Here is a 12,999-nt window from a genome sequence, read left to right as displayed (position 1 = left end):
CCGCGTGTCCATCACGAACCGCGCCCTGCTGGGCTTCGTCGCGCTGACGCTGCTGACCATCCTGCTGGGCTTCTGGAGCCTGGACCAGTTCGAGACGGTGCGGGATTCCACCCGCCTGGTCGCGATGCGCGACGGCAGCGTCGCGCGCCAGGTGGACGACGTGCGGAACGCGCAGATCAACCTGCGCAACACGCGGTCGCGCATCATGATCGCCTATCTCGGCCGGCGCGCGGCGCCGGAGGCCGCCCCGGCCACCGTGCCCACGGCGGACTGGCAGCAGGGCAGCGCCCGCATGGCGACGCTGCTGAACAACGCGATCACGACGGCACAGGGCTTCGCCGCCACCGCCGTCGCGCAGGATCGGCTGGAGGCCTGGCAGCGCGTGGTCGCCGCGCTGAACGAGGTGAACGCCGCCCTTCAGCGCCACCGGGACCGGGTGGAGGCGAAGCTCCGCTCCCTTACCGCCGATGACGTGAACGCCGTGCTGGCCGCCGAGCCCGGCGTGGCCGAGAGCGCGACGGAGCTGGACCAGTCGCTGGACCGGGTGGACGCGGCGATGGAGCGCCTGGGGGCGATCGGGCAGCAGCGGCTGGACGAGATCTCGGAGCGTTCCCGCGTGCTGATCCTCGGCGGCATGGGGCTGGCGGTCCTGCTCGCGGTGGCCGTCACCCTCCTCGTGCGCCGCGCCATCGCGAGGCCGCTGGAGACCCTGGTCGAGTTCGTGCAGCGCATCGGCCGCGGCGACCTTTCCGGCACGCCGGCGCGGGAGGGGCGCGACGAGTTCGGCCGCCTGGGCGAGACGCTGAACGCCATGGTGGCGGGGCTGCGCGACCTGGCCCGCCAGAGCCGCGACGCCACCCACCAGCTGGACGCCGCGACCGCCGAGATCCGCGCCAGCACGCAGGAGCAGGCCGCATCCGTGGAGGAGCAGCTGGCCGCGGTGCAGGAGACGGCCGCGACCGTGGACGAGATCACCCATTCCGGCAGCCAGATCGGCAAGCGCGCGCAGGAGGTGATCGCCGCCGCCCAGGCCACCGTCCGAACCAGCGACGGCGGGCTGCGCGCGGTGGAGGAGACGGTGCGCGCCATGGACAACATCCGCGAGCAGGCGGAGCGCGTGGCCGAGAACATCGTGGCGCTGAGCGAGAAGACCCAGGCCATCGGCGAGATCACCGCGACGGTGAACGACATCTCCGAGCGCAGCCACCTCCTCGCGCTGAACGCCGCGATCGAGGCGGCGGCGGCCGGCGAGCAGGGCCGCAGCTTCGCCGTGGTGGCGGCCGAGCTGAAATCGCTCGCCGACCAGGCGAAGGAGGCGACGGCGCAGGTGCGCGCCAACCTCGGCGATATCCAGCGCGGCATCAATTCCTCCGTCATGCTGACGGAGGAGGCGGTGAAGCGCGCCGCCGCCGGGCGCGAGCGCACGGCGCAGAGCCACAAGACCATCCGCGAGATCACCGCCAGCGTGCAGGAGGCGGTGCAGACCTTCCAGCAGATCGTCGCCAGCACGAACCAGCAGCAACTCGGAATCGAGCAGGTGATGGGGGCGCTGTCCAACATCCGCCAGGCCAGCCAGCAGACGGCGGCCGGCACGCGGCAGCTGGACCAGGCGGCGGCGAACATGGGCGAGCTGAGCCAGGGGTTGGTCCGGCTGGCCGATCGCTACCGCATCTGAGAGCGGGGCGCCGGGCGTGTCCGACTTCCGGGCGGAGTTGCTGGCGGCCTTCGCGGCCGAGCACCGCGAGCACCTGGGCGCCATCCGCGAGGCCCTGGCCGCGGAGGATGCGGACGGTGCCGTGGCGCTGGAGCCCGCGGCGCTGCGCGAGGTGTTCCGCCGCGCGCATTCCCTGAAGGGCGCCGCCCGCGCCGTTGACCTGCCCGGGCTCGAGGCCGTGGCGCATCGCGTGGAATCGCTGCTGGCGCGGGAGATGGACGCGGCCGCCGGCGGCCCGGCGCATCTCGCCCCGGCCATCCTGGCCCTGCTGCACCGCGGGCTGGACGCGATCGAATCGGCCGCGTCCGCGATGGCGGCCGGGGTGGAGGCACCGTCGGTGGAGACCGTGCTGGCAGCGCTGGACGGCGCCCCCGCCCCACCCCTGGCCGCGCCGCCGTTGCCCCAGCCACCGGCCGCGGCCGATGCGGCGGAGACGCCCGCCCCCGCGCCGGCCGCCGCAGCCCCCGCAGCACCTGGCGAGGGTCACCTGCGGGTGGAGGCGGCGCGGGTGGAGCGCCTCTCCGCCGCCATGCACGGGCTGAAGGCCCTGATCGGGCGCCAGGATTCCACCATCGCCGGGCTGCGCGGGCTGGAAGCGGAGTTTCGCGCCCTGCGCCGGGGCTGGGACGGGCTGCGCGCCGCCCTTCCGGCCGATCCCGCCCTTGCCCCCCGGCTGCGCGGCTTCGACGCGGCGCTTGGCGAGGCGGTGCGCCATCTCGCCGGTCTCTCCCGCCAGGGGCGGGCGATGGAGGACGCGCTGGACCGCGCCGCCGCCGCCCTGCAGGAGGAGGTGGAGGCCATCGCCCTGGTCCCCGCCGCGACCGTGCTCGGCCCCCTCGCTGCCGCCGCGCGGGAGATGGCGCGGGAGGCAGGGCGCGAGGTGACGGTCCGCACCGAGGGGCTGGAGATCCAGGCGGAACGTCGCGTGCTGCAGGCGCTGAAGGACCCGGTGCTGCACCTGCTGCGAAACGCCCTCGGCCACGGCGCGCCGCGGGACGGGCGGCGGGCGGAAATCGGGCTGCGCGTGGCCGCCACGGGCGGCGGGCTTGCCGTGACGGTGTGGGACAACGGCCCTGGGCCGGACCTGTCCGCCATCGAGGCGACGGCGGTCCTCCGCGGCCTGCTGGCGCCCCGCGCGCCGGGCGCGCCCCCGCCCTCGGCCGATTCCCTCCTCGCCCTTGTCTTCGAGCCGGGCTTTTCCACGGCCACTGAGGTGGACCGGCTCTCCGGCCGCGGCATGGGGCTTTCCGTGGTGGCGGAGGCGGCGGTGGCCCTGCATGGCGGCGCGGCGCTGCGCCCCAGGCCGGGCGGGGGTGCGGAGGTGGTCATCGCCCTCCCCCCCTCCACCGGCCGGCGCTCCCTGCTTCTGGTGGAGGCGGGCGGGCAGGTGCTCGGCCTGCCCGGCGGCAACGGGCTGGTGACGGTGGGGCCACTGCTGCGGATCAATCCCGACGCCATCTTCGCCGCCGAGGGGCGGCCCGTCGCTCGGCTAGCGCTGGAGGGCGGGGAGGCGCTGGTTCCACTCGCCTCCCTGGCTTCCCTGATCGGCCGGGCAGAGGAGCCGGCGGCGGGCCCCGTTCCCGCCGTGCTGCTGGCCCGCGGCGGGGCGCGGCTGGCGCTGACGGTCGCCGCCCTGCGGGACGCGCGCAGCCTGGTGGTGACGGAGGTGGACGCGCCCGGCCTGGACACGGCCCTCGTCTCCGGCGCCGCCCTGCTGGAGGACGAGGCGGTGGCCCTGGTGCTGCGCCCGGACGGGCTGCTTGACCGCGGGCTGCGGGAGGCGGCGCGTCCCTACACCGCCCGCCCCGGCGCCGCCCGGCCCGCGCCGGCCGCGCCGCAGCGGCGGCGCCACATCCTGGTGGTGGACGATTCCATCACCACCCGCACGCTGGAGCGCAGCATCCTGGAGGCCGGCGGCTATCGCGTGACCCTGGCGGTGGATGGGGTGGACGCGCTCAACTCTCTGCGCGAACCCGGCGCATCGGTTGACCTCGTGCTCGCCGACGTCGAAATGCCGCGGATGGACGGGTTCGGGCTTATCGAAGCCATCAGGGCGGATCCGCATCTGGCGGAGCTTCCGGTGATCCTCATGACCTCCCGCGACAGCCCCGGCGACGTGCAGCGGGGCATGGAGCTGGGCGCCAGCGCCTACCTGACGAAGCAGGGCTTCGACGGCCAGGCTCTCCTGGCCACCATCGGCCAGCTGATCTGAGGTGCCCTTGGCGTCACCCGTGCGCGTGATGATCGTGGAGGACAGCCTCGTGGTGCGGCAGTTGCTGTCGCACATCGTCTCGCGCGATCCCCGTCTGCAGCTGGCCGCCGCCGTGCCCTCGGCCGAGGAGGCGCTGGCGGAGATCGCGCGAGTGCGGCCGGACGTGATCTCCATGGATATCCGCCTGCCCGGGATCGATGGGCTGGAGGCCACCCGCCGCATCATGGCGGAACACCCCACCCCGATCGTCGTGATCGCCGATGCAGTGGAGGAACGGGGGCTCCGCATCTCCATGAACGCGCTGCGGGCGGGGGCGCTGACCGTGGTGGAGAAGCCGCTCGGCCCCGGGCGCGAGGGGTGGGAGCGGGCGGCGGAGGGGATCTGCACGCAGCTCTACATCATGAGCCAGGTGCCGGTGATCCGGCGCCGGGCGGGAAGCCTTTCCGCGCCCCTCCCTACGCCGCGCCACTTCGCCCCCCTTCCCGCACCGGCCCAGCCCGCGCTGGTGGGGATCGGCGCCTCCACCGGCGGGCCGCCGGCCCTGGCACGGGTGCTGGGGGCGCTGCCGGCGGACTTTCCCGTGCCGGTGCTGGTGGTGCAGCACATGGGTGCCCCCTTCATGGAGGGCTTCGCCGCCTGGCTGGACGGGCTGGTGGCGCCGCGCGTGACCCTCGCGCAGGACCGCATCCTGCCCCGTGCCGGCCATGTCTACGTGGCGCCGGGGGACCGGCATCTCGGCATCACCGCCGGCGGGCTGATGCAGGTCAGCGAGGCCCCGCCCGTGGGCGGGCAGCGCCCGGCGGCGGACGTGCTGTTCCAGACCATGGCCCGCAACCTCGGGCCGCGCGGCATGGGCATCCTGCTGACGGGAATGGGCGAGGACGGGGCGCGCGGACTGACCGCCTTGCGGAATGCCGGCGGCCTGACGCTGGCGGAGGATGAGACGACCGCCGTGGTCTATGGCATGCCGGCGGCGGCGGTGCGGCTGGGTGGGGTCTCGTCCCTGCTGCCGCTGGACCTCATCGGTCCGCGCCTGGCGAAAGCGGCGGGTGGGACCGAGACGGGCGTGCGACCGAAGTGAGCGCCGGGGCCGCATGGCAGGCCGGGAACCGGGATGAGGTCCCGCGCATCCTCCTGGTCGAGGATTCCGAGACCCAGGCCCTCCAGCTCCGCCGGATGCTGGAGGCGGATGGCTTCGCCGTGACGCGCGCCGCGACGGCGGAGGCGGCGCTGGACGGGCTGAACGGCCCCCTGCCCGCCCTGGTGATCGCCGACTACCACCTGCCCGGCATGAACGGCGACGAGCTGGTGCGCCGCATCCGGCTGAACGTGCGTGCCCGCGCCCTTCCCGTGCTGATGCTGACCGATGCCGGGGATGGCGGCGGCGGCGCGGACCTGGAGCGCCAGGGACTGGAGAGCGGCGCCGACGCCTATGCCCCGAAATCGGCAGGGCGGGAGCTGATCCTGGCCCGGCTCCGCGCCCTGCTCCGCCGCAGCGATGCCGAGGACATGCCGGATTCCCCCGGCACCGGTTTCCGCCGGGCTCGGCTGCTGCTGGTGGATGACGGCCCGACGCACCGCCTTTGGCTTTCCTCCCTCCTCGCCGCGGACGGGGACAGCGTGGAAGCGGTGGACAGCGCCGGGGCGGAGGCCGCAGCGGGCCGCGAGGGGTGGGACGGGGTGCTGATCAACCTCGCCGGGCTCGGGCCGGAGGGCCTGGCGCTGTGCCGGCGCCTGGACGCGATCCGGTCCGCCGATGCGGCGCGGGCCGGCGACGCGGACGCTGCCTTCCGGATCGTGGCGCTGGAGGGCGCGCGGGCCAGCCCCGTGGCTGCCTTCGAGGCCGGGGCCGACGACGTCCTGCCCGCCGAGGCGGTGGGTGAGGCGATCCGGCTGCGCGTGCGCGCCCTGGTCCGCCGCAAGCTGCTGCGCGAGGAAAACCGCCGGATCGAGGCCGCGCTGCGCGAGCGGTTGCGTGAGGTGGAACGCGCGCGGGCCGAGGCCGCCTCCGCCGAGGCGCGCGCGGCGCTAGCCGATGCGCTGGAGCGGGCGAACGCAGAATTGGGGGCCGCCAACCACGCCCTTCGCGACACCCAGGGCAAGCTGGTGCAGGCAGCGAAGATGGCCTCCCTCGGCGAGTTGGTGGCGGGCATCGCGCACGAGATCAACAACCCCCTCGCTTTCATCCTGGCGCATCAGGGCACGGTGACGCGTCTGCTGGACGGGCTGGCCCCGCGCGTGGCCGGGGACCCGGAAGCCGCGAAGGCCGTGGGCAAGGCCGTGCAGCGCGCCGAATCGATGGCGGTCGGGCTGCGGCGGATCCAGGAGCTGGTCTCCAACCTCCGCCGCTTCTCCCGCATGGAGGAGGGCGGCGCGCAGGAAGTGGACGTTCCGGAAGCGATCTCCACCGTGCTGGCCTTGCTGACCCACAAGCTCTCTGACCGGATCGTGGTCGTGCAGGACTTCCAGGCGCCGCGAATCCTGCGATGCTCCCCGGCCCTTCTCAACCAAGTGGTGATGAACATCGTCGGCAACGCGGCGGATGCGATCCAGGGACCGGGCCATATCCGCGTGGCGACGCGGCTGGACGGCGACGACTACGTGATCGAGGTGAGCGACTCCGGCACCGGCGTGCCGGAGGCGATCCGCGCGCGCATCTTCGAGCCCTTCTTCACGACCAAGCCCGTTGGTGCGGGCACGGGGCTGGGCCTCTCCATCGCCTATACCGTGGTGCAGGCCCATCACGGCAGCATCGCCGTGGACGACGCGCCCGGCGGCGGGGCGCGCTTCACGGTCCGCGTGCCGGCGGAGGGCGCGGCGTGACGGAAGAGGCCGTTCCGGGCGGGCGCGCCACGATCCTCCTCGTCGATGACGAGGCCGAGATCCTGACCGCCCTCACCGACCTGCTGGAGGACGAATTCGACGTCGTCTCTACCACCCGGCCGGAGGAGGCGCTGGGGATGCTGGCGGGCGGGTTGCGCCCGGCCGTCATCCTCTCGGACCAGCGCATGCCCGGGCTGACGGGCGACGCCTTCCTGGAACGGGCGCGGTCCTATTCCGATGCCGAGGCGCTGCTGCTGACGGGATATGCCGAGTTGGAGGCGGTGGTGGGCGCGGTGAATCGCGGCCGCATCGCCGGCTATGCCGCCAAGCCCTGGGAGCCGGCGGCGCTGCTCTCCATGGTTACGGCCGCGCGGGACCGCTACGCGCTGCGCCACGCGCTGGAGACGGAGCGCGCCCTGATGCGCGGGCTGCTGGAGAATCTGCCGGAGCAGCTCTCCTTCAAGGATGCGGCGGGGCGTTTCATCCGCCTGAACGGCGCTAGGGCGGCGGCGCTGGGCGGCACGGTCGAGTCCCTTCTCGGCCGGCGCGAATCCGAGCTCCTCTCCGATGAGGCGGCGGCGCGGCTGGCGCGGGCCGAGGCGGGCGCGCTGGCGGAGGGCGCCGTTTCCGAACTTGTGGAGGAACCGGGCGAGGCGGAGGGCGCGGTCCGCTGGATGCAGGTAAGCCGCGTGGCGCTGGGCGACGGCGTGCTGGTGACGATCGGGCGCGACGTGACGGAGGCGCGCCAGATGGAGGGGCGCCTGCGCCAGGCGGACAAGATGCAGGCCCTCGGCACCATGGCCGGCGGCGTCGCGCACGACTTCAACAATCTCCTCACCGCTATCCTTGGCAGCCTGCAGCTTGCCGGACGGCGGGTGGGGGAGGATCCCGGGCTGCAACGGCTGCTGCGGAACGCCACCATGGCGGCGGAACGGGGCTCGGCGCTGACGCGGCGCCTTCTCGCTTTCTCCCGCCGGAACGAGCTGGCGCTGCGGACCGTCTCCGTGAACCAGCTTGTCCTCGGCATGGGGGACCTGCTGGCGCGCAGCCTGGCCGGGCCGAACGGAACCACGGTGGAGGTGCGCCGGCGGCTGGCGCCGGAACCGGTAACGGCGACGGTGGACCCGGAGCAGCTGGAACTGGCGCTGCTGAACCTCTGCATCAATGCGCGGGACGCCATGCCGAACGGCGGCGCCATCACCATCGCGACCGAGGAGGTGACGGTGGCGGCGGAGCAGGTGCCCGACCTGCCGGCGGGCTCCTACGTGCGCGTCACGGTCTCCGACACGGGCACGGGCATGACGCCGGAGGTGCTGGCGCGCGTCTTCGAGCCTTTCTTCACCACGAAGGACGTGGGCAAGGGCACGGGGCTGGGCCTGCCCATGGTCTACGGCCTGGTCCAGCAATCCGGCGGCGGGCTGACCATCGACAGCCGGCCCGGGCAGGGCACGCGCGTCGCCCTCTACCTGCCCGCGGCGGACGGAGCGGCAGCGCAGGCCAATGGCGAAGCGCAGGAGGTGGCGCCGGCGCGGGAGCCGGTGCGCGTGCTGGTGGTGGACGACGATGCCACCGTGCGCGAGGTGACGGCCGGCTTCCTGGCCGATCTCGGCCACGAGACCGTGGAGGCGGATGACGGAATCTCCGCCCTGCGCGTGCTGGAGAGCGATCCCTCCGTCCGGCTGATGGTGGCGGACTTCGCCATGCCGCGCATGACGGGGGCCGAACTCTCCGAGCGGGCGCGCGCGATGCGGCCCGACCTGCCGATCCTGCTGGTGACGGGCTATGCGGAGTTGGCGGCGCTCGCGGCCGGCATCCCCGTGCTGCACAAGCCCTATCGCCAGGCGGAACTGGCCGAGCACGTGGCGGTGCTGCTGGGCTGAGGCCCGTTCAGTCCCGGGAAGCGGGCCGGGCGGTGGCGGCGCCGGCCAGGGCCGCGATCTCGCGCAGCGCGGCGAAGGTCAGGGGCACCTGGGTCAGCACGCCGTCGATGCCGTGCAGGTGCAGCGCCACGCCGGCCGGCCCTTCGAGCAGGGCGGCGGAGTGGATGGGGTGCAGGATGCGGGGGGAGGCGGAGGGGGACATAGGCGTTCCGGTCTCGTCCTGAGGGATCGCCGGCTCTTCCGGCCCGCACAGCATTCCCGGCCTCGCATGAACGAAGAATGAACAGTCCATCGCTTCAACGCGCTTCCCCAAAGCCCGGGCGATTTCTGCCGGGGCCGGGCACGCGCGGGCGGCAGGGAACCCGCCGCGGCGGTCCGCATGACCACAGCGTAACGCCCCGCCTCCTCGCGCGCGCGCGATCAGTGCTAGGCAGAGGGCCCAGGGAAGGTTAAGGGGCGAAAGGAACGCCCGCGTCCGACGGGCCATACCGGGAGCCAAACATCCGATGAACCGCCGCCGTTTCGTCGCGGGCGCGCCCCTGGCCGCTGCTGCGGCCACGACGCTTGCTGCCCCCGCCATCGCCCAGACCGCGCCGGAGCTGCGCTGGCGGATGGCCTCCTCCTTCCCCAAGAGCCTGGACACGATCTATGGCGCGGGCGAGGTCGTGGCGCGGCGCGTGGCGGCACTGACGGACAACAAGTTCCAGATCCGCACCTTTGCGGCCGGCGAGATCGTGCCGGCCTTCGGCACCGTGGACGCGGTGCAGCAGGGCAACATCGAGTGCGCCCACACCGCCTCCTACTACTTCACCGGCAAGGACCCGACCTTCGCCTTCGACGGCACCGTCCCCTTCGGCATGAACTTCCGCCAACAGAACGCCTGGCTGAATGCCGGCGGCGGGCACGAGGTGATGAAGGAGTTCTTCGAGAGCTACAACATGGTCTCCTTCCAGGCCGGCAACACGGGCGCCCAGATGGGCGGCTGGTTCCGCAAGGAGATCCGCACGGTCCAGGACCTGTCCGGCCTGAAGTTCCGCATCGGCGGCTTCGCGGGCAACGTGATCCAGAAGCTCGGCGCCGTGCCGCAGCAGATCGCGGGCGGCGACATCTACGCGGCGCTGGAGCGCGGCACGATCGACGCCGCCGAGTGGATCGGGCCCTATGACGACGAGAAGCTCGGCTTCAACCGGGTGGCGCCCTACTACTACTACCCGGGCTGGTGGGAGGGCGGACTGAACCTCTCGCTTCACATCAACAAGGCGAAGTACGACGAGCTTCCGGCGCTCTACAAGGAGGCGCTGACCAGCGCCTGCCGCGACGCCACGATTGAGACCATTGCCAAGTACGACAACCAGAACCCGCTGGCGCTGCGCCGCCTGATCGCGGGCGGCGCCCAGCTGCGCGCCTTCCCGCGCGAGGTGATGCAGGCCTGCTACCGCGCTACCTTCGAGCTCTACGACGAGACGGCGGCGGCGAACCCGCGCTTCAAGAAGGTGTACGACCACTTCAAGGCGTATCGCGACACCCAGCTCCAGTGGTTCCGGGTGGCGGAGAACTCCTATGACAGCTTCGTCTACCTGATGCAGGCGCAGGAGCAGCAGCAGGCGGCCCAGCCGCGCCGCTAGGCGCGGCGGCAGGGCCGCCCGCCGGGCACACCCCCGGGCACCCCAAGGAATACGGATACGATGAAGCCACTGCTCGCCTTCAGCCGCTTTGTGGACGACCTGAACACGAAGATCGGCTGGATCGCCGATTGGCTGACGCTGCTGGCCTGTGCCGTCAGTGCCGGGAACGCCTTCGTGCGCTACGGCGTCTCCTACTCGTCCAATGCCTGGCTTGAGGTGCAGTGGTACTTCTTCGCGGGCATGGTGATGCTGGGCGCCCCCTACACGCTGTTCCGGAACGAGCACGTGCGGGTGGACATCCTCTACGGCAACATGTCCGAACGGCGGCGGCTGTGGGTGGACGTGTTCGGCATCATCGTCTTCCTGCTGCCGGCCATGATCCTGCTGGCCTGGATGACCTGGCCCTTCTTCCTGGACAGCTGGCAGCGCGGGGAGGGAAGCCAGAACGCCGGCGGCCTGATGCGCTGGCCGGTGAAGATCCTGATGCCGATCGGCTTCGCGCTGCTGACGCTGCAGGGCGTCTCGGAGCTCATCAAGCGCATCGCGCTGCTGCGCGGGCTGAGGCCGGCGAGCGAGGCGGTCGTCAACTACGAGCGGCCTCTCCAGTGATTTCCTGGCCAGTGAACCAGACGACGACCGGACGGATCTTTCCATGAACGCGGACTACATGCCGCCGCTGATGTTCGGCGGCCTGGTGATCTTCCTCCTGCTCGGCTTCCCCGTGGCCTTTTCCCTGGCCGCGGTGGGGCTGTTCTTCGGCTTCATCTCCATCGAGCTGGGCTTCTTCACCACCGCCTATCTCGGCAACCTGCCGCTGCGCGTCTTCGGCACGCTGTCGAACGACCTGCTGCTATCCATCCCCTTCTTCACCCTGATGGGCGCCATCCTTGAGCGTTGCGGGCTGGCGGAGGACCTGCTGGAGGGCACGGGGCAGCTCTTTGGCAAGATCCCGGGCGGGCTTGCCTATGCCGTCATCCTCGTCGGGGCGGTGCTCGGCGCCATCACCGGCACGGTGGCCGCCTCCGTCATCGCGATGGGCATGATCTCCCTGCCCATCATGATGAAGTACGGCTACGACATGCGGATCGCGACCGGCGTGATCGCGGCGTCGGGCACCATCACGCAGGTGATCCCGCCCAGCCTCGTGCTGATCGTGCTGGGCGACCAGCTCGGCCGCTCGGTCGGCGACATGTACGCGGGCGCGATCGGGCCCTCGATCCTGCAGATCCTGCTCTTCATGGCCTTTATCGCGGGCGTCTCCATCTTCGCGCCCCACAAGGTGCCGGCCCTGCCGGCGGAGGCGCTGGGCGAGCGCGGCTGGCCGCTCTACTGGCGCGTGATGAAGGGAATGGTGCCCTCCATCGTCCTCATCTTCCTCGTTCTCGGGACCATCTTCCTGGGGCTGGCGACGCCGACGGAGGCGGGTGCCATGGGCGCGGTCGGCGCGGTGGCGCTGGCCTGGATCAACGGGCGCTACTCCTGGGTCCTGATCCGGGAAGCGATGTCCAACACCATGCGGATCACCGCCATGGTGATCTTCATCCTCATCGGCTCCACCGTCTTCTCCCTCGTGTTCCAGGGCGTCGATGGCGGGCTCTGGCTGGAGCACATGCTCTCCGGCCTGCCCGGCGGTCAGGTGGGCTTCCTCCTCGCCGTCAACATCTTCGTCTTCTTCCTGGCCTTCTTCCTCGACTTCTTCGAGATCGCCTTCATCATCGTGCCGCTGCTGGCGCCGGTGGCCGCCAAGCTCGGCATCGACCTCGTGTGGTTCGGCGTGCTGCTCTGCATCAACCTGCAGACGAGCTTCATGCACCCGCCCTTCGGCTTCGCCCTGTTCTACCTGCGGGGCATCGCGCCGAAGTCGGTCCTCTCCCGCGACATCTACTGGGGTGCCATTCCCTGGCTGCTGCTCCAGCTCGCGCTCGTGGCCATCGTCATCATCTGGCCGGAGAGCGTGACCTACTGGATCGACAAGGGAACGGGCGTGGACCCCAATAGCGTCCGGATCGAGGTGCCGATGCCCGACACCGGCGAGGACGCGCCGCCCATCACCTTCAACTGACCCCGATGGGTATCCTGGACCGGGCCTGGGGGGCGCTTCGCGGCGCCATCCCGGGCCTTTTCCGTTCGCGGGTCCTGGCGCCGCCGGATTGGGCGGCGGGGCGCGGGCGGATCCTGCTCGTCGGGCCGACCGGGGCGGGGAAGAGCGCGCTGGTGAACGCGGTGCTGGGCGAGGAGGCCGCGCCCTCCGGCGCCGGGGCGCCAGTGACGGCGGGCACGCGCTGGCACGGGCGGGACTCCGTCCTTGGCCTTGCCCTGGGCGACACGCGCGGGCTGGAGACGGCCGAGAGCGCGGCCCAGGTGGCGCGGCTGGATGAGGCTATTGCGGAGGCAGGACCGGCGCGACGGCCGCACCTGGTCTGGCTGGTGGTGAACGCGGAGGGCGGGCGCGCCTTCGCGGGGGAGGGCACGCTGGCGGAATTCGCGGAGGCGCTGCGGCGGGCAGGCATCCCCTTCCTCGTCGTCCTCACCCATGCCGAGCCCGGCGCGGAGGCCCATGCCGGGCTGCGCGCGCGGATCGCGGCGGCGATGGGAGATCCCACCGTGCTGGCGGTGAACACGCGGGCGCTACTGGGCGAGGACGGGGCGGTTCTGCTGCCGGCCCATGGGCTGGAAATGCTGCTGGGGGCGTCCCGCCCCTTTCTGCCGGGCTGAGGGACGCCCGCGCGGCTGCCCCGAAAGCGC

General features: G+C 72.4%; 10 protein-coding genes. 9 read left to right on the top strand and 1 reads right to left on the bottom strand.

Annotation, left to right across the window (positions count from 1 at the left end):
• The first annotated feature begins 4 nt into the window (after positions 1-4).
• From J5Y10_RS00905 to J5Y10_RS00885, 5 genes are read left to right on the top strand one after another with little or no spacing between them, the layout of a single operon-like run.
• On the top strand, positions 5-1,675 hold the full coding sequence (locus J5Y10_RS00905; RefSeq protein WP_209369798.1) for a methyl-accepting chemotaxis protein: 1,671 nt from the start codon (positions 5-7) through the stop codon (positions 1,673-1,675).
• Between the two features lie 16 nt (positions 1,676-1,691).
• Positions 1,692-3,926, top strand: a complete 2,235-nt coding sequence (locus tag J5Y10_RS00900; RefSeq protein ID WP_209369797.1) for an ATP-binding response regulator — start codon at positions 1,692-1,694, stop codon at positions 3,924-3,926.
• Positions 3,927-3,954: 28 nt separating this feature from the next.
• Positions 3,955-5,007 (top strand): chemotaxis-specific protein-glutamate methyltransferase CheB, encoded by a 1,053-nt coding sequence (gene cheB, locus J5Y10_RS00895; protein ID WP_209370258.1) that lies wholly within the window; start codon positions 3,955-3,957, stop codon positions 5,005-5,007.
• Positions 5,004-6,749 carry an ATP-binding protein gene (locus J5Y10_RS00890; protein WP_342452798.1) on the top strand — a complete coding sequence of 582 codons (1,746 nt, stop codon included), beginning with the start codon at positions 5,004-5,006 and terminating at the stop codon, positions 6,747-6,749. The genes cheB and J5Y10_RS00890 overlap by 4 nt, the downstream gene beginning before the upstream one ends.
• Entirely contained in the window at positions 6,746-8,629 is a 1,884-nt protein-coding gene (locus tag J5Y10_RS00885; protein ID WP_209369796.1) for a response regulator, read from the top strand. The genes J5Y10_RS00890 and J5Y10_RS00885 overlap by 4 nt, the downstream gene beginning before the upstream one ends.
• A 7-nt stretch (positions 8,630-8,636) precedes the next feature.
• Here J5Y10_RS00885 and J5Y10_RS00880 read toward each other — a convergent pair whose 3' ends face one another.
• A complete protein-coding gene (locus J5Y10_RS00880) occupies positions 8,637-8,831 on the bottom strand; it encodes a hypothetical protein (RefSeq protein WP_209369795.1) in 195 nt (64 codons plus the stop codon).
• A 304-nt stretch (positions 8,832-9,135) separates the two neighbouring features.
• On the opposite strand from J5Y10_RS00880, the gene J5Y10_RS00875 reads away from it, so the two are divergent.
• Genes J5Y10_RS00875 through J5Y10_RS00860 form a run of 4 tightly spaced genes read left to right on the top strand, consistent with a single transcriptional unit; the run spans position 9,136 to position 12,969 of the window.
• A complete protein-coding gene (locus tag J5Y10_RS00875; protein WP_209369794.1) occupies positions 9,136-10,254 on the top strand; it encodes a TRAP transporter substrate-binding protein in 1,119 nt (372 codons plus the stop codon).
• 60 nt (positions 10,255-10,314) lie between these two features.
• The gene (locus J5Y10_RS00870) at positions 10,315-10,863 is read left to right on the top strand and encodes a TRAP transporter small permease subunit (RefSeq protein ID WP_209369793.1); all 549 of its coding nucleotides are present in this window, start codon (positions 10,315-10,317) and stop codon (positions 10,861-10,863) included.
• A 43-nt stretch (positions 10,864-10,906) separates the two neighbouring features.
• On the top strand, positions 10,907-12,316 hold the full coding sequence (locus J5Y10_RS00865) for a TRAP transporter large permease (protein ID WP_209369792.1): 1,410 nt from the start codon (positions 10,907-10,909) through the stop codon (positions 12,314-12,316).
• A 5-nt stretch (positions 12,317-12,321) separates the two neighbouring features.
• Complete coding sequence (locus J5Y10_RS00860; protein WP_209369791.1) at positions 12,322-12,969, top strand: GTPase; 648 nt, start codon at positions 12,322-12,324, stop codon at positions 12,967-12,969.
• The last annotated feature ends 30 nt before the right edge of the window (positions 12,970-12,999 follow it).

The organism is Roseomonas indoligenes (genome assembly GCF_017813365.1).
Taxonomy (GTDB): domain Bacteria; phylum Pseudomonadota; class Alphaproteobacteria; order Acetobacterales; family Acetobacteraceae; genus Roseomonas; species Roseomonas indoligenes.
Note: the sequence above shows the minus strand (reverse complement) of the source record. Positions and strands in the feature narration are given on the sequence as shown.